Raw genomic sequence first — 19,389 nt, forward strand, 5'->3', positions numbered from 1 at the left:
CGAGCGCGGACACGCATCGCGTGCCCTCGCCCATCCTTGCACGTTTACCGCCACACGGTCAGTGCCATGAATCATCGCATCGTTTCGAAGAACCCGGCCAACCCGCGCTTGCATGGCTTGGAGAAGATGTCATTGCGAACCCTCGCTACCGCCGTGTGCGGTGCGCTGGGCATGGGGTTGTCGGCACAGGCATTGGCGGCGGGGCCATCGGCCACGACGATCACGGTAGCGAACGGGCAAGGCCATACGCTCAATAATTTCAGTACGAGCAATATCCAGACCAGCGGCAGCACCACCAACATCACGCCGGTGCGCCCAAAGAATACCGGCAGCGTCGCCTTTGGTTCGTACGGCGAATTCAATGTCGCCAGTGGCGCTACGGTCAACTTCAATCTTCCTGCCAACACCACCAGCGTGGTCAACCTGATCTGGGGCGAAAGCAGCAGCCAGGCGGCGCAGATCTACGGCACGGTCAACAGCTACCTCAACGGGCAGAGCGGCAAGAACTACGGCGGCGCGGTGTATTTCGCCGACCCCTACGGCATCGTCGTGGGCAAGGGGGGCACGATCAATGTCGGCGCGTTGTCGTTGAGCGCGCCCACCGCATCGTTCATGGCGAGCGTGTTGAGCGATGCCAACAGCATCGGCACCCAGAACGCCACCAGTGCCAACCTCGATGCGCTGCTTGGAGTACAGAACACGGTGACGACGCCGGCGACCACCACATCGCCCTTCACCGATTCCAAGAATCCCACCTATCTCAACGGCAGTGCGCCGACCAGCACCACCACCTCCACGGATGCGAACGGCAACACCACCACCGACTACACCTACGTCAGCGGTAACGTCAGCACGCGGGTGGTGGTGTACGCGCCCAAGAGCGGCAGTACCACCTACACCATCTACACCACTACCGCCGAGACGGTGAACGATACCGCCGCGGCCAACGTCTGCGCATCGGGCAACAGCGCGATGATCTGCGTCGATGGCCTCGTCAATGCCAACAACGCGGTGCGCATCCACGCCACCACCATCGACGTAAGCGGCACCATCAGTGTCACTGGAAACGGCAGCGATATCCTCGCCACCGCGGTCAACCTCGATGGCAATGGCGCGCCGACGCAAGTGGAGCAGGATGGCAACACCATCCGCCTGATCGCCGAGGATAGCAACGGAAGCTCCGGCGGCGGCGACGCGCAGGCCAACGGAGCGGTCAGCGTGAGCGGTACGCTCAGCACCGGCAACGTGGCTTACCCCACATCGTCCACGCCTGCGCCGAGCCAGGACAGCTGGGGCGAAATCGCCCTGACCGCCAACGTTGCAAGCAACTCCGACTACGCCACGGGCAGCGAGATCAGCACGCTGGAAAGCGCCGGCAAGAACGTGGCGGATGGCGCCCTCCTGATGCTGGACCAGGGCAGCTTCAACAGCAGTACGCCGACCCAGATCATCGACAACCTGGCACCGTCCACGTCCCAGTTGGCATCCGATGCGATGGTCGCGGGCAATCTGGTGGCCGGTAAATTGGGCGTACAGGTGGCGTTCGCGCGCTCCTTCAGCACGGCCAATGTCGAGTTGTCGAGCGGCGCCCACGTCAACGCCAGCGGCGACGTGGTGCTGCAAGCCGGTACCACCACCGAAACCAGCGCCAATGTCACCGCCGCGACGACCAGCGGTTCCAGCCCGCTTTCGGCTGCCGGTTTCTACGGGGCGGTGTATAGCAAGGCCAATGCGTTGGTGGATTCCGGTGCCATCGTGACCAGCGGCGGCAACGTCACGGTGAAAGCCACCACCGACAACTCGATGGCGGTCACGGCCAGCAGCACGGCCACCAGCAGCAACAGCGTGGTGGGTGCCACGGTGGCGTGGACCCAGGCGGCGGTGGATGCCCAAGCGCAGGTCAATGGCGCGGTCACGGCCAACGCGCTGAATATCGGCGCACACAACACCAACAATTTCGACACCGAAGCGAGTGCTTCCACCAGCAACAGCAGCAGTTCCGGTTCCATCGGCCTGGCCGGCGCGGTCAGCCGCCAGACGATCGCCGCCGATGCGTACCTGGGCAGCGCGCCGACCATCAACAACGGCGCGGCCGGCGACATCACCGTTGCCGCCGAAACCGACACCACCAAGAACAACACCAGCGTATCGACTGGCACCACTGCGCCGACGCCTGCGCAAAGTCCGTCGCCGAGCCAGAGCGAGCAGGGCGAAAGCGGCGATCTGACCAATACGATGGGCAACGTGACCCAGAACGCCGATGGCAGCGGTTCGGGCAAGGGCCTGGGCGGTGACTTGCCGTTCAAGATCGGCTCGGCCGTGGCGTGGACTGACAGCAGCAACACCGCCACCGCTGCCGCCGCGCCGGGCCTGACCATCACCACCCCCGGCAACCTGGCGATCCAGGCCATCGTAAGCAATGCCGGCATCCACAACGGTGCCCTGAGCGAAACCTCCTCCGCTGAAGATGCCGGCAGCGAAGGCGCCAGCTCCACATCAAGCTCCAGCAGTGGCGGTTCCTCCACCGTCAACGTCTCGGCCGCGGTTGCCTACGCCAATTACCAGAACACCGCCGATGCCGAGATCGGCAGCGGCGACAAAGTCACGGCACAGAACATCGGCGTGAACGCGCAGGTCATCGTGCCATTCGATTTCACCTTTGGCCTTGGCAGCCAGGCTTCGTCCGATCTTTCCGATCTGGAGAGCATGGGCAATAGCCTGGATGCTTTCGAGAAAGGCCTTTCCGATCTCAACGCCCTAAAGAGCACGGTGACGGGTTTGCCCGCCACCATCATGAATGGGGTCAGCGGTTTTGCCGGCGCGGCCGGTGATGGCAGTACCGTCACCATCGGCGGCTCGGTCAACTACTTCGGCATGAGCAACAGCAGCCGAGCCTGGGTCGGCAGCGGCAGTTCGCTCACTTCCACCGCCGCGACGCCGGCCAAGGGCAGCAGCGAAAGCTGGACCAGTTCGCTCGACTGGCTGACGGGTGCGGTCAACGACCAGAACATCGGCAACATCGCCATGCCCGCTGATCCAGGCATGACCGGTACGGGCGCCGACGGCAGCAGCACCTTTACCTGGAACAATTCCATCGACGTGCTGGCCGGCACGCACGTGGCGGCGTTCAATCTGGTGGGCGACCTCGCGCCGTGGGCCGACAAGGGCGCATCGGCGGCCATCGGCGGTGCGTTCAACTACGGCGGCTATGCGGACAGCGCCACCGCCGGCGTGGATTCCCAAGTCACGATTACCAGCAACAACAGCGTGGCGGTCAATGCCACCGGCGCGGATACGTTGTTCGTGTTGAGCCCCACTTCCGGCCAAGGCGGCTCGGCCGCCATCGAAGGCATGGTGGCGCTCACCGATGTGAGTGACGCCACGCACGCCACACTGAGTGGCAGCGACACCGTGAATGCATCCGCGCTGGACGTCAATGCCAGCAACCCGGTGATGGTGTGGTCGCTGGCCGGTGCGTTGTCGATGTCCGGCAGCGGCGCGGTAGGCTTGAGCGTGGGCATCAACGACATCACCACCAGCACGGTGGCGAATATCGGCGACAACAGCGGTGACGAAGTGCCAGCGCCCACGCCTCCGCCAGCGCCGGCGCCGGCCGAAACGGGCGGCGCCATCACGGTCGACAGCCTGGCTGTGCAAGCCAACACCAGCGGCGAAGCGGGCGGGTTGAGCGTGGCCGGCTCGTATGTGAGTGCGCCGGCGCCCGCTCCCGCGCCGGCGCCGGCTCCAGCACCGGCCCCGGCCCCGGCGCCAGGCAGTGGTCTGCTCAGCATGCTGAAGAGCGTGTCCTCGCTCGCCGACAAATTGCGCGGTGGCGCGGACACATTCCAGAGCGCGCTGGGCAAGGTGGATGAAATCAGCGGCGAAGGTGCCACGATCGAAAGCGATCTGACCGGCTCCAGCCCCAGCCCGAGTCCGGGCAGTTCGCTGCTGGACGAAGCCAGCAGCAAGCTCAGCACCATTTCCAGCGGCCTGAGCGCGGTGTCCAGTGCAAGCTCCGGTTTGCAGGGCATCGTGAGCAAGCTCGGCAGCCTGAACAAGAAATCGAGCGGTACACCCAGTTCCAGTTCGGGTTCCAGCTCGAACTCCAGTGCGACCTTTGGCATTGGCATATCCGGTGCGGCCAGCGTGGACATGGCCAGCCTCAGCACGCAATCGGGCGTGGATGGCGTCACCGTCACCGTGCCGGCCGGCACCACCGCCGCCAGCCCGCAGGTCGATGTCACGGCGACCAACGACGCGCAGTTGTATAGCGCCGCCGGCAGCGCAGCGATCGTGCGCGCGCAGAGCAGCAACACCAATGCCGGCATCGCCGGCACGGTGGCGTACTCCAATGTGGCCGACACCACCACCGCCATCATCGGTGACCATGGCAACAGCAATGCCACCCAGGTCAATGCCGGCAATGTCGCCGTGCAGGCGGTGGACAACAGCATGCAAGTGGACGCCGGCATCGGCGCGGCGGCTGCGCTGGGCGGCAGCGGCACGGATGTGACGCTGGCCGGTTCCGTGTCGATCGGCGCCTCGAACAACCAGACCACCGCGTCGATCGATGACGCCACGTTGACCGATCCGGACAAGACCACTGGCGCCGACGGCGTACAGGTCACGGCCTACGACGCCTCGGAAATCGGCATCGGTGCCGGCGGCCTGGCCTTGAGCACGGGCAGCGGCACCAACGTCAACGGCGCGTTGAGCCTCACCTACGCGCAGATCAAGGACAACACCAACGCCACCGTGGACGATGGCGCCAGCATCAGCAACTACGGCAACTTCGCGCTGAACGCGCTGGACAGTGCGCGGATCGTGGCCGTGGCCGCCACCGGCAGCCTCGCCACCGGTGAAAACGGCGTGAGCGTGACGGGCGCCGTGACTTACAGTGACGTGCAGAACGGCACCATTGCCAGCATCGACAACGGCGCCAGCGTGAGTGCCAACGGGAACATCGCCGTGCAGGCCGAAGCGGTCGATCCGACCAGTTCGGTGGTGAGCTCGCTCAACCTGCCCACGCCGCAGCCGGCAACCAGCTACTACGATTTCAGCGGCGGCGGTTTGCAATCGAACATCGCCAGCGCCAACAGCGCCAGCCAGAACGCAGCCAGCGACACCAATACGCAGGCCGGGCTCACCGACACGACCACCACGTCCGGGTCGAACAGCACCGGCCTTGGCAGCTCCATCATTGCGGTGGCCGGTGATATCAGCAGTGCATCCAATGACGTGGGCATGTCGCTGGCTTACAGCAACATCGCCAACACCCATCAGGTGGTGATCGACGACGCCAGCCTCACCGCCACCGGCGGCACGATCAACCTCAACGCGCAAGACAACACGCGCATCATCGATTTCGCCTTGGGCGTGGGCGTGTCTACCGGGCAATTCGCCGGCTTGGGCAGCGCCACTGTCAGCACCATCGCCAACCACGACGAAGTGCTGCTGGGCCCCAACAGCGACGAGGCCAGCGGCCTCGGTGTCGGCGCGACCTCGCTTGCCGCCAACACCATCAACGCCAGTGCGAAGGACGCATCGGCCATCTACAGCCTGGCCGGGGGCGTGGGCGTAAGCACCCAGGGTGTCGCGGCTGGCGGTGCGGTCGTATACAACAACATCGGCAACACCATCGCTGCGCAAGCGACCAACGTCGCTTTCACCACCAACGGCGCCGATACCCAACCCTCGACCACCAGCCCCGTCTACGACCTCGGCCTGCAAGCCAGCAACAACGCCAGCATCATGGCTGGCGCGGTGGCCGGTTCGTTCGGTTCGGATGTCGCGCTGAGCATCTCCTTCGGCTGGAACCAGACCAGCAACACGGTCGATGCCAGCCTCGTCGGCGGCTCGCTCACCAATCTAGCGCAGGGCGGTGGCAGTGCTGGCGCGCAAGGCACGCTCGGCATCATCGCTACCGACAACGCCACCATCCAGGCGCTCTCCGGCGCGGTGGGCCTGAGCAGCAGCGCGGGCGTGGGCGCCGCTGCCAGCGTGCAGGAAATCGGCGATAGCACGCAGGCCTCGCTGCAAGATGCCAGCCTGCAAACGGATGATGTCACCGTCAACGCCAGCACCACCGCGACCGAACAATCCATCGCGCTGGGTGCGGCGATCGGTGGCGACGGCTCGGGCGCGGCTTCGGTGGCCTACAACTGCATCGGCAGCGGCGGCGTCAGCAACGGCAATTGCTCCGGCAGCAGCTCGGGCAATCCCGGCACGCTGGCCGCGGTCAGTGGTGTCACCGGGGCAGGCGGCGCGGGCGCGGCGGTGATCGGCAATGCGCTGAACGTCGCTGCCGTCGACAACAGCAGCATCAGTACGCTGGCGGTGGACGTGTCCGGCAGCGGCGGAGTAGCGGTCGGTGCATCGGTGGCCGTCAGTGGCATCGGCACGACGACCTCGGCCAGCATCGGCACGGCGGCGCCGGCCAGTGGCGGCGACAGCACGCTTACCTTGCTGGACGTTGGCGGTCAGACCAATGTTACGGCGACATCCGGCGCCAACATCGAATCGCTGGCGGTGGGTGCGTCTGGTTCGGGAGATGCGAGCGTGGCCGGTTCGGCCACCGCCAACAGCATCGACAATACCATCAGTGCCAGCATGACCAACGTGTCCACGGGCACGACCACCGATCCGCTGGTGGCGACCAGCAATGGCACCACCACGATCCAGGCAGTCAACAGTGCGCAGATCGGCTCGTTGGCCGGCGCGTTGGCCGGGTCTGGCAGCGCGGCGGTTGGCGCGGCGGTGGCGGTGAACGACATCAACACCAACACCACCGCTGCGTTCGATGGCGATGGTGGCACGCCCACCAGCACGGTGGGCAACGTGGGCAACTGGTACCAGACCGGTTCGCTGCTGGTGCAGGCCACGGCGAGCAACCCGGGCAGCACCGGTGGCTTGTTCGGCGGATCCAGCAGCCTGGCCAGCGACAACGCCAACATCCAGACCATCGCCGTGGCAGCTGGCCTGGCTGGCGGCGTGGGGGTGTCCGGTTCGGTCGCCGTCAACCAGATCACTGGCAGCACCAGCGCCTACGTGGACCAGGACGCCAATGTCGTGGCCAACCAGAACGTGGGCGTGCTGGCGTCCAGCAACCAGGGCATCAACGTGTACGCCGGTGCGGCCGGGCTTGGGGAATCGGCCGGCGTGGGCGCCGGTGTGGTGGTCAACACACTCAACAGCGGCACCACGGCCTACATCGACAACAGCGACGTCAACGCCTATGCCAACGGCGGCGCGTTGAGCGTGGCCGGCGGCGCGACGGCCAGCACGGTCACCCTGCCTACCAGTCTCACCGGAACGCTCAGCACCTCGACCGGCACCACCAGCAACATCAGCGTGCCGGATCCGGATCTGGACAGCGCGACGACGTCCGTCAAGGGCGTGGCCGTCGATGCCAGCAACGAGCAGCATGCTTTCACGTTGAGCGTGGGCCTGGGCGCGGGCAGCGGCATCGCCGGCGCGGCCGAAGTGGGCGTCAACCAGATCGGCGGCGACACCAGTGCGTACATTGATGGTGGCTCGCTCATCAATGCCTTGAAGGACACCGCCACCGAGTCGCAACAGTCGATCAACACCGCGCAGCAGGTTTACGTCAACGCCTACAACGCGCAGTACGCCAGCAATTATCTGGCCGCCGCATCGGCCTCCGGTGGCATCGCCATCAGCGCTGCCGCGCCCGTCAATACGTTCAACGGCGACACCAAGGCGTACATCAACGGGTCGGCGGTCGATTCGCTGGCCAGCCAGCAAGGCACGATGGTGCAGGCAGACAGCTACCAATGGTCGCTGAACAACCTTGGCGCGGCGTCGGTGAGCATCGACGGAGCCGCCAACCTCACCGGTGCCGTGTCATTGTTCAGCGCCAGCACCGATGCCTATATCAACGGCGGCAGCATCAGCGCCAGCAATGTCAGCGTGCTCGCCAACTCGGCCATCCAGAGTTCGCAGATCGGCGGTGCGCTGGCAGTCGCCGTCGGCGAGATCAGCGCGGCAGGTTCCGGCATGGCGCTGGTCAACATCGACAACGCCGAAACCTCCGCCGAAATCACCAACGTGCAGAACTTCGCCGATGGTGGCGCTGCCACCGTGCAAGCCACCTCCAGCAATACGGCCGATGCGCTCGGCGAGCAATTGGCCGGGGGGCTATGGGCGGGTCTGGCGGGTACCGTGGGGGTGGACATCCTGGGCAACACCACCACCGCGCTGGTGCAGAACAGCACGCTGGCGGTGGGCGGCACGCTCAATGTCACGGCCAACGATACGCAGAACGTGGCCAACAACCTTGGCGGCATCGGCATCGGCGCGGCCGGGGTGGGCGGCGGCGTGGACGTGACGCTGATCCAGACGCACGTGGATGCCAACATCGACGACAGCAGCGTCACCACGAATTACGGCAACCTCGCCAGCGGCGTGAATGTCTACGCCAACTCCGCGCTGAGCGTGGACAACCAGACCACCAACATCGCCGCTGGCGCGGCGGGTGTGGGCGTGTCGGTGGGCGTGCTGATCGCCGGTTCCGGTGATGCGATCGCCAACAACGGCAATCTGTCCTGGCTCAATGGGGGCTCGGGCACGCCCAGCGCTTCCAGCAATGGCCAGAGCCAGCAGCAGGTCACGCTGGCCAACGTCGATCAACTCGGCAGCCAGGGTTCGCTCAGTGGTACCGATGCCAACGGCAATGCGATTTCCTACAGCAGCCTTGGCGTGAACAACGCAAGCTCGGTCAACGGCAGCGGCAATTTCAGCAGCGCCTGGGCCACGGCGATGAACAGTGCCAGCAATGGCATCACCGCGCGCATCACCGACGGCAGCCAGATCACCACCAGCGGCAACGTCAACGTCGCCGCCAACGTCACCGACAGCACCAGCAACACGGCCGGCGCGGGTGCCGGCGGCGCGGCGGCGATCGGCGTGTCGGTGGCCTACACCGAACTGGACAACCAGGTCGGCGCGCTGGTGGACAACACCAGCAAGATCTCCGGCGCAAGCAAGGTGGCCGTGCAGGCCGGCATCGCCGATGGCGCCGGCGGCAGCGCGGCCTACACCGCGATCAGTACGGGCCAGAGCGCGGGCAATGTCACCGTGGGTGCGCTCGGCGTCAACGTGGCGGTCGCCGACAGCGAGATCAACAACAACGTGGTCGCCGAAGATGCCGGCAACGTCGCCGGCAGCGCCACCCTGGACATCCTGGCCGGCGACAGCAGCACCGCCTCGTCGGGTAACAGCAACCCGACCGTCAATGTCGGCATCGGCGTCGCCGCCGGCACCATCCAGGACACCGCCGATCGCCACGACACCATCCTTGCGTCGCTGGACGCCGGTGCCACGGCCAGCGGCTTCGGCAGCCTGACAGTGGCCGCCACCGACAACGGCGGCGCCACCGCACAGGGCGTGGCTGGCACCGGTGGCATCATTTCCGGCGATGGCGCGGACATCACCGCCAGCGACACCAGCACCGTCAGCGGCAGCATCGGCGTCAACACGCTGGCCAGCAGTGGGGCGGCCAGCATCTTCCCCGGTTACAGCATCGGCTCGGGTCTGGTTACCACGCTGTCGGGCGTGGGCGCTACCAGCGTCACTGCCGATGCCGCGCCGACCTTGTCGGCCAGCGCGCAGACCACCACCATCGGTGTGGGCATTTCGATCGGCGTGAACAACGTCAATGCCAGTGCGGCACTCACCAGCAGCGCTGTGGTGGGTTCGTCCAGCTCCGATGTGCAGTTCACCAACGCACCGACCGGCAGCGCGCTCAACCTGACGAGCGATTTCGCGCCGAACCTCTCGGCCACTTCCACCGGCAACAGCGGCGGTATCGTTGCCGCCGATGCGTCCAACGCGACCGCCAGCAGCAGCGGCACCAACCGTGCCGAAATCGGCAGCGGCGTCATGCTGCCGCTGCTCGGCAGCGTGTCGATCCTGGCCGACAGCACGCCGGTGGCCTCGGCCAATGCCAACGGCGTGGTCGCCGGCGGTTTCATCGGCGGCGGTTTCAACGCCAACGCCAGTTCCGACGAAACCACCACGGCGTCGCTGGACGGCAGCCAGGCCAATGTGAGCGAGAACATCAGTAACGCCACTACCGGCGTGACCTATACGGGTGCCACCGAGCTGAACAGCCTTGGCATCCTGGCCGACAGCACCGACACCAACAACGCCTACGTCAAATCGGGCAGCGGCGAGCTGGTTGGCGGCGTGGCTGCCACGGCCACGACAGCCGCGCTGTCCACCTCCAGCGCCACGCTGGGCGCCGACCAGTACCTGACGATGGGCGGCGAATTCAACCTTGTCGCCAACACCCAATATTTCTACGGCGTCACCGCCGATTCGAGCAACGGTGCGGTGATCGGCGGTAGCGGCGCCTATGCCAACAACCTCGCCGGCACCACCGGCACCACGGCTGCCGCGGGGATTGGCATCAACACGGCGGTGGTGTCGGGCGGCAACCTCAACGTGATCGCCGACACCACGATGAGCGCTGATGCAAGCAACGGCGGCGCCACCAGCGGTGCGGGTGGCTTGTTCGTGGGCACGGCGGCCGAGGTGAACAACACCTTCCTCGCCAACAACTCCGCGCACATCGGCAACGGCGATTATCTGGCCACCTACGGTTACGACACGGCCAGCACGTTGAGCAGCATCAATGTGATCGCCGACAGCACCATCCAGAACGTGCAAGATCAGGCCAGCATCACCATCGGTGGCGCGGTGCCGGTTGCCAACCCCACCACCAACTTCACCGGCACGGTGGGCAACACCATCGATATCGATGGCAACAGCACGTTGACCAGCTACGTCGTCAACATCGGCACCTACGCCATGATGGGGGCGATGAACACGGCGATCGGCAATTCGTACGGCATTGACGGCGTTGCCTCGGCCAGTTCCACCACCAGCCTCACCGCCAACCAGTCGGTCAACGTCGGTACCGACGGCAATGGCACCGTATCCATTGCCAGCATGAACGACAGCTACGTGCTGGCTGGCGAGGATTTCGGCGACGGCAGCCTGGCCACGGAACTGAATGCCCAGCCGGTGGCGCAGGCTTACGTGCGCGGGCTCATCGCCATTCCGGTGGCTTCGGCGACAGCCAATGTGGTCAGCAACGCCACCTTGACGCTGGGCGCGGGCAGTTCGGTCACCAGCGATGGCGACGTGAATATCGGCAGCATCAACGGCACTCTCACGGCCAGCCCCGACAGCGAGGGCCACGGCTACGAGCTTGGCTTCATTCCGGTAACCAACAGCAACAACAGCACCAGTGTCGGCGGTAGTGCCAACACCGCCATCAACGGCAACGTGGTGGCAGGCACGGGTGGCGATCTGCTGATCAACATCGACGCCAACGGCAATCTCACCAGCAATGCCATTGCCTATGCCGTGGATACCGGCAGCGGCTTCACCACCGCCGGCAGTACGATCGGCGGCACGCCGAGCGCCGTCACCTTCGCCGCGCAATGGGTCAACGACTACAACGAAACGGACCCGGGCTCGACGGGCAACGTGACCGCATGGGAGTTCGGCGGTTCGGCCAGCGACATCCTGGGCGTGCCGCTCAGCGTGCGCGGTGGCAACGTCTACCTGTTCGGCGGCAACGGCACCAGCACCAACATGGGCGGCATCAGCGGCAGCGGCTCGGTCACGGCCAACCCCGCGCCATCCATCACCATCGACAATGCAAGCGCCGATACGGTGGCGCTGTCGGGCATCGACGTCAGCTTCGGCCTCAGCGGCACGGTGTACGAGAACAACGCCAACACCAGCGGCACGACCAGCATCGGTGGCGTCCGCATCACGCAGGCGCCCAGCGACGCGCAGCCCAACATCACCATCGACAACTCGTACAACAACACGTTGTCGCCGGGGCAGAACACGCCGGACATCATGGTCAACGGCGCCATCCAGGATTTCGGCGGCAACGTCAGCCTGAGTACCAGCGAAGGCTCGATCACGACCAATGGCATCTATGCCAATGACGTGTCGATCTATGCACCGCGTGGCGACGTGACCTTCAATGCCAACCCTGCGTTCACCGGTGGCGATCCGGCCGGTGCATTGGACAGTTCGACAAGCTGGCTTTTCACCGACATCCTCGGGCCGGATTTCTTCAATACCGGCAGTGCCGCGACCGGCTCCTGGGACGCGGACAAGGTGGCGGCGGCGATCATGGAGGCGGTGTACGCGCCCAACTCGACCAGTACGGCAACGCTCAATGCCGCACTGATGACCTACGGTGGCGGCACCACGGTGCCCTTTTCGAACTACCAGGGGACATTCCAGGCCACGCCGATCATCACGATCGGCAACTGTGCCGGATTCTCATACGGCGGTAGCACCTGCAGCGGATCCGGCAGTTCCGGCATCGGTTATGGCGTGATCAGCGAGGGACCCAGCGGCAACGACTACACGCCGATGGTGCCGTGGATCGCGCTTAGCGCTTCGGGTACCAATGTGCAGGGTGCCTCCAGCAGCTGGGGCACCGGCCAGAAGATGCCCTCGTCGCAGTCGCAAACCCTGACCGTGAATGCCGGTGCCAATGGCTACATCGATTTCGATTCGTCCTACACGGTGGGCCAGTCCGGTGTATGGACGGTGCAGACGCAAAAGGGCCTCAGCGATTTCCTCAATGCCTATGCCAGCAACAAGGGCACGCTGCTCTACGCCTACAATGCGGGCAACAACAGTTACACCACGTACCAGGAGTCGGTGAGCAATGGCACGCTGGGGCTGACCGACGGCACCGGCAACACGCTGTACTACTACAACAGCAGCAACGGTTCGTATGAGCCCTTGCTGGGCCTGGTGCAGTCGGCTGGCTCCAGCCAGCTCATCGGCGCCAGCTACAACATCAACCAGAAGCAGATCGACCTCAACAGCGTCGAGGCCACCGGTGGCGGCCAGGCTACGTTGATCGGCCATGTGGTGAGCACGGGCGGTGGCAGCATCACCGTCAACAGCGGCTATGGCGAAGTGTTGGTGGACAACACCACCGGCTTGCCGTTGCAGGTGAACAACATCGACACCGGCAAGGCATCGCCGGGCATGGTCACCATCGAAGACTATTCGCAGTTGATCGGCGGTTCGAATGTGCCCACCACCACCTGGTACGTCAGCGTGGATGGTGGTGCGACGCAGACCTTCACCAACAACCCGGGCGCCTACAACAGTGCGCAGAGCGGCGTGACATCGACGCTGGAATCGGCATCGGGCGTGCCGAGCATCGTGGAAGCCTCCAACACCAGCGGCGATGCCATCTATGCGTTGACGGAGAATGGGGCGGCGCTGGCCAGTTATGCCCCGGCCCAAGGCCAGTACTACAACTACGGCATGTCCGCCACCGTGTTCCGTCCGACCTCCGGATTGCCCGCTGCCTACACCGGATCGAGCTCCAGCACGGACTGGTCGTTCTACAACGCCCAGACCGGCCAGGCCGAAGATGGCGACCAGGCCTGGACGCCGTATTCGGGGTTCTCCAAGACGGCCAACGTGACACTGAGCAATGGCGCGCAATGGGCCGTGGGTATTTCCGGCAGCACGAGCAATCCCGTGCAGTCGATCTACGCAGGCGGGTGGGCGGTCTTTCATGGATGCAGCGGTAGCCTGGGCACAGGGTGCAATTACGGCACCACGGCCACCGTCTATGACGACGACACGACCTGGTACTCCTCCAAGAACCCGGGTGGCTGGGGCTCGGCCTGGAATTTCCTGTATCCCGACTACGGCACGCTCAGCATCAACGTCACCCAGTCCGCTTCGCTGCCGATCGCGATCAACTTCGCCACCTCCACCACCAACCGCGTGGAGATCGACTCCAACGCCAACATCCTGCTCAACGGCGTCATCTCCAACACCAACAACCCGGTGCAGAACGGCAACACCGCCTCAGGCGTGTCGGCCACGCCGGACACGCTGCTGGTGGCCACCAACGGTGGCAACATTCTCAGCACCAACCCGCAGCAGCAACTGATCTGGACGCATGACCTGGCCATGATCACCGAAGGCGGCGGCAGCATCGGCACGTCGTCCAGGCCGATCAACGTGCAGATCACCGGTTACGGCAACACCGATACCGGCAACAGCGGCGTGGTCGATACCGGCAACGAAACCACGCTCGTGGCCGTGACCGACGGGTACACCAATACCAGCGCGACACCGGGCGATGGCAACGACGGCAGCATCAACCTCAACATCAATTCCGGCAGCAGCAACCAGCCGATCCTGGCGGTCGCGGGCGGCAAGGGCACGCAGGTTTACGGCAACGTCAACATCACCAGCACCGGTTCGCTGGTGAGCACCCGCGGCCCCGGCGTGAAGATTCCGGGCATGGCTTACCTGGGCTGCCTGCCGGCGGACATGGGCAGCGGCGCGTGTACCGCGGATGCGACGGTGCAGGGCGCGATCGGCGGGCCGGAGGATATCGTCGGCGACGCGGTGAGCCTCACCAGCCAGCTGGGCAGCATCGTGGGCTCCCAGACCATCAATGGCAGCCAGACCAGCGACCAGCCGCTGATGGTGCAGACCAACTTCTCGGCCGGCTCGGTCGATGCGCTCAATCTGCATGCCGCTGGCGACATCGATGTCGCCAACGATGCCGGCGACTACGAAGTGGGCAGCGTGGTTTCCCAGCATGGCAACGTGATCATGGATGCCGAGAGGGGCGGCATCTACGACGCCAGCTCGCTGTCCGCTTCGGCCACGCTCAATCCCACGCAGGAAGAGGCGCTGTGGCAGCGCTTCGGTCTGGTGTCGGTCGATACCAACGGCAACGCCATCAACGCGCCCACCGCGGTGGACCAGGCCATCACCAGTCAGGTGAATGCCGCTTACAGCGAGTACATCGGCCTCATGGCCGAAGGCAGCTACAGCAACGGCAAGTACACCTTCGCCAAGACGCCGACGATGGGCCTGTTGCAGTCGTATTGGGCCTTGGTGGTGCAAGCCAGCAACGGCACCATCAGCGCTTCGGCCACGCCGGACCAGGCCGACGTGCAGAACTATCTGGCCGGCCGCATCGCCAGCGACATCTCGCTGTTCAGTCAGTGGATCAGCAGCTCCGGCGCGAGCTGGAACACGCAGAGCGAATTCACCACGCCCGGCGGTGGCTATGTATTTTCGCTTACGTCGGCACAGCAACAGTCGCTGGCGTCGCAGGCGTGGAGCGAGAACGCCTTGCTGTACAGCCTGAGCAGCGCCGGCATGCTCGCCGTACCCAGCACGGGTGGCACGGGTTCGGGCCTCACCACCACCACGGTCGGCACCAACTTCACGCCCAACATCAGCGGTGTGAACGTGACGCTGCTGGCCAATGGCAAGAACAGCGGCCTCGGCCAGCTGGGTACGCCCATCACCATCGACGAAAGCGACCTGGCCACGCTCTACAGCACCGGTACGCTCGTCAACACGCTCGACAACAGCAACAATCCGGGCGTGTTGCAGGCATTGGCCAGCGCCAACACGCCCGGCGACATCACGGTGTACGACACCAACCACAACGTGATCAACAGCCAGCAACTGGCGCAACTGGCGGCCAACGCCACCTTGTCCAGCGTGGGTGCCACGGCTGGCGGCACCACCATCGGTTCGATCGTGATCACGCAGATCGATCCGCTGTTCGTCGAGGTGACCGGCGATCTGGCCGGCAGGGCCAATGGCGCGGTTTACATCCAGGCGCAGGGCAACCTGGCGCTGGCCACACAGCGACAGGGTGACCAAGTCGTCCAGCTGTCGGGGCTCAGCTCCGGCCTGGACATGAACCTCACCGCCTCCGGCGGCATCCAGGCCGACCCGGACGCCACATACTCGCCCAACGCCCAGGCGTTGCTGAACGTCGGCGGCAACCTGACCATCGCGGCCAACAACAACGTCGGCTTCGACAGTTACGGTTTGGAGGCACTGACGGTCGACATCGCGGGCACGCTGAACAAGGGCTCGGCCGGCGGCAACCTCGCGCTGGAGCAAACCACCGGCAACCTGCTGGTGAACCAGGCCGTTGCCAACGACGACGTGCTGCTGCAATCGCGCAACGGCAGCATTTACGCGATCAACAATGTCACCAGCGTCGCGGGCAATCAGATCACGTTCGACGCGCTGGACAACGTCGCCTACAACGGCACGCCTACGCTGGGCGCGATGTGGGTGCAGGAAACCGGCAGCAACCCGCTGCTCAAGGCCACGGCGACCAACGGCATCGTGGACATCGCCACGGACACCGGCGATCTCGCCGTGGGCACGATCCAAAGCGGTGGCCAGATCACGCTGCTTTCCACGGTGGGCAGCCTCACTGCCCAACAGCTGACCTCCAACGATGCCGGCGTCAATGCCACCGGCTACCTGGATGCAGGGTTCAACGACGTGCAGGCGGCGGGCGGCGTGGTGCTCAATGCCACCACCGGTGCGCTGACCACCACCGGCACCATCGCCAGCAGCGGCACGCAAGCCGTCGGCGGCAGCAATGCCAACGACGACGTGGACCTCAACGGCGCCACTGGCGTGACGATCGGCGGCAATGTCTCCACCGGCAACGGCAACATCAATGCCACGCTGACCAACCTCACGGGCACCGGTACGCTGGACATCGGCCAAGGCGCTGCGTTGAGCGCGACCGGAGGCAACGTCGCCGTGAGTGCCGCGCAAACCGGCGATGCCGTGCAAATGGGCAGCGGCAGCAGCATCGCCGCCACTGGTACCGCCACGATCGGGTCCGGCGGCAATGTCGTGCTCGGCCTGGTGCAGAGCACCGATGCCAGCGATACCCCGTCCATCAGCATTGCCGCCGCTGGCAGCATCCAGGGCAATGGTGATCCGCTGAATGTGGAAGAACTCGCGGGCGGCAGCGTGTCGCTGCAATCGGTCAACGACACCGGCAGCGCATCGCATCCGCTGATCGTGAACGTCAATCCGGGCACGCTCGATGCCACCAGCACGCTAGGCAGCATCTACATCGATGCGCTGGGCAACCTCGACGCGCAAAGCATTCGCGCCTATGGCAACGTCGGTCTCGCCGTGGCCGACACGCTGGACTTCACGCAGATCACCGCCGGCGGCAACGCCACGATCTCGGCCGCAACCATCGTCGGCAGCAACCTGGCCGCCGGTGGCACCGTGCATACCAACAGCACGGGTGCGACGACGCTGGGTACGGTGACCAGTGGTGGTGATCTGACCGCGACTGCCGGCACCGACCTCACGGCGGCCACGTTGAGCAGCGGTGGCAACGCCGCACTCACTGCCACCCAGGGTAATCTGCAAATCACCAACACCTTGGGCAGCGGCGGCAACACCACGCTCACCGCGGGTAACGACATCAATGTCAATGCGCTGACGGCGGGTGGCGCGCTGGTGAGCAACAGCGGTGGCGACACGACCATCACGCGAGGGACGGTGACGGGTACCAGCCAGTTCGGCGCGGGTGGCGACCTTGCCCTGGGCGACTTCACCGGTGGCAACAACCTCACGGCGCAGGCCACCGGCTCGATCGACTTCGGCTCGGTGCTGTTGACCGGCGGATCGCTGCAGGCCAAGGCCGGTGGTGCGCTGGACGTCACCCAGCAGCTCGACGTGCAGCAGGGCAGCGCGACGCTGGCTGCGGGCGGCAACATGTCGTTGGCGACGGTGCAGACCGGCCAGTACCTCTCGGCGCAGGCCGGCGGTTTGCTACAGGCCAGCACGCTGGGTGTTGGGGGCAATGCGACGCTGCAATCGGGCGGCGACACCGACCTCGATACCGTCGCCATCGGGGGCAACCTGTCGGTGGACAGTGGTGGCAATACCAACGTCGTGCAGGGCACGGTGGGCGGCAGCAGCCAGTTCACGGCGGGCGGCGACCTGACGCTGGGCAGCTTCACCGGTGGCAACAACCTCACGGCGCAGGCCGCCGGCTCGATCAGCTTCGGCTCGGTGCGACTCACCGGCGGATCGCTGCAGGCCCAGGCGGGTGGCACGCTGGATGTCACGCAGCAGCTCGACGTGCAGCAAGGCAGCGCGACACTGGCTGCGGGCAGCGACATGTCGCTGGCGACGGTGCAGACCGGCCAGGATCTCTCGGCGCAGGCCGCTGGCTCGCTGCAGGCGGGTACGCTCAGCACCGGCGGCAACGGCTCGCTGCGTTCGGGTGCCGCCATGACCCTGGGTAGTGTCACCACCGGTGGCGACCTCGGCATGCTGGCCGGCCAGCAACTCGACTTCACCGCGCTCAGTGCCGGCGGTTCGGTCTCCGGGCAGTCGCAGCAGGCGGGCATCCAGGGCAACAGCGTGCAAGCCGGCAACGCCATCCAGTTCGTGGCGCCCGGCGACATCCGCGTGGGCACGCTGAACGCGGGCACCGACATCAACCTGCAGGCGGGCGGCATGGTGGTCACCCAGACCATGGCCGCGGGCCACGACGTGGTGGTGCAGTCCGGCGGTGACGCCGACCTGTACTCCACCACGGCCGGAAACGCGCTGGATGTGGACAGCGGGGCGGCGATCAACATGCACGATGGCACAGCCGGCCACAGCATCGACCTGGCGGCGCAGCAGCTGGGCTTTACCTGGCTCACCGCACCGGACAGCATCACCTTGCTGGCGCGCGACGGCAGCATCCTCGGGGCCACGCTGACCACGCGCGACGCCTTCGTCGCCGCCAACGGCGATATCCAGCTGGATGCCGCCTATATCGGCGACCGCATCAACCTGCAGGCCAACAACATCAGCGCCTACGTGAAGCAGACCACCAGCGGCCAGCCGCTGTACTCGCTGCTCACCGGCTACCAGGGTGGCGTGGCAGGCAGGATCACGGTGACCGCCGATGCACCAAAGGACTGGATGATCGATCGCCTGACCGCGGTGAATGCCGCACTGGCCACCACCGCGCCAAACGTGGATATCAGCTCGGCGCATATCGAGCAGACCATGTCGGTGAAGACGCCCGATGCCTACGTGTGGATGAACCAGCACAGCGCGATCCTGGTGCCGGCCACGGTGCAACTGATGCAGCCGACCTACGACTTCCAGCTGCACCAGGACGGCATCGCCACGCTGACCGACGCCTTCATCATCCGCTACAGCTTCGGTGACGACACGACGACGCCCGACTACGTCGCGCCGCATGACTGGCTCGCGCCGAACTACCTCGGCGAGAGCGCGCTGCGCTTTAACGGCCGCATGCTCACCGAACAGACCGAAGATCGTGGCGATGATCAGGTCGATCCGCATCCTACGCCGGCATGGACCCATACCGACCCCAGCCAGCTGGTGCGCCCGTCGGATGTCCACGAAGCCGCCGTCAACATCAATGCTCCGGAGTGAAACGATACATGCAGGGATACAGGGGAGCGGCGCCGTGGCGCCGCGTGGTGATGAGTGCGGCGCTGGCGGCAGGATGCGGCAGCGGAGTCCTAG

Annotated in this window: 1 protein-coding gene; it reads left to right on the forward strand. The window is 65.5% G+C overall.

The genetic code is table 11. The annotated features are described in order from the left end of the window. The first annotated feature begins 66 nt into the window (after window positions 1–66). Window positions 67–19,296, forward strand: a complete 19,230-nt coding sequence (locus DVU99_RS05780) for a filamentous hemagglutinin N-terminal domain-containing protein (protein WP_114239255.1) — start codon at window positions 67–69, stop codon at window positions 19,294–19,296. Window positions 19,297–19,389: the final 93 nt, after the last annotated feature.

It is taken from the genome of Dyella sp. C9 (genome assembly GCF_003332825.1).
Classification (GTDB): domain Bacteria; phylum Pseudomonadota; class Gammaproteobacteria; order Xanthomonadales; family Rhodanobacteraceae; genus Dyella.

What these genes read in the sequence shown, in the direction of transcription:
- DVU99_RS05780 (WP_114239255.1), top strand. Translation starts at nt 67, where the DNA reads ATGAATCATCGCATCGTTTCGAAGAACCCGGCCAACCCGCGCTTGCAT.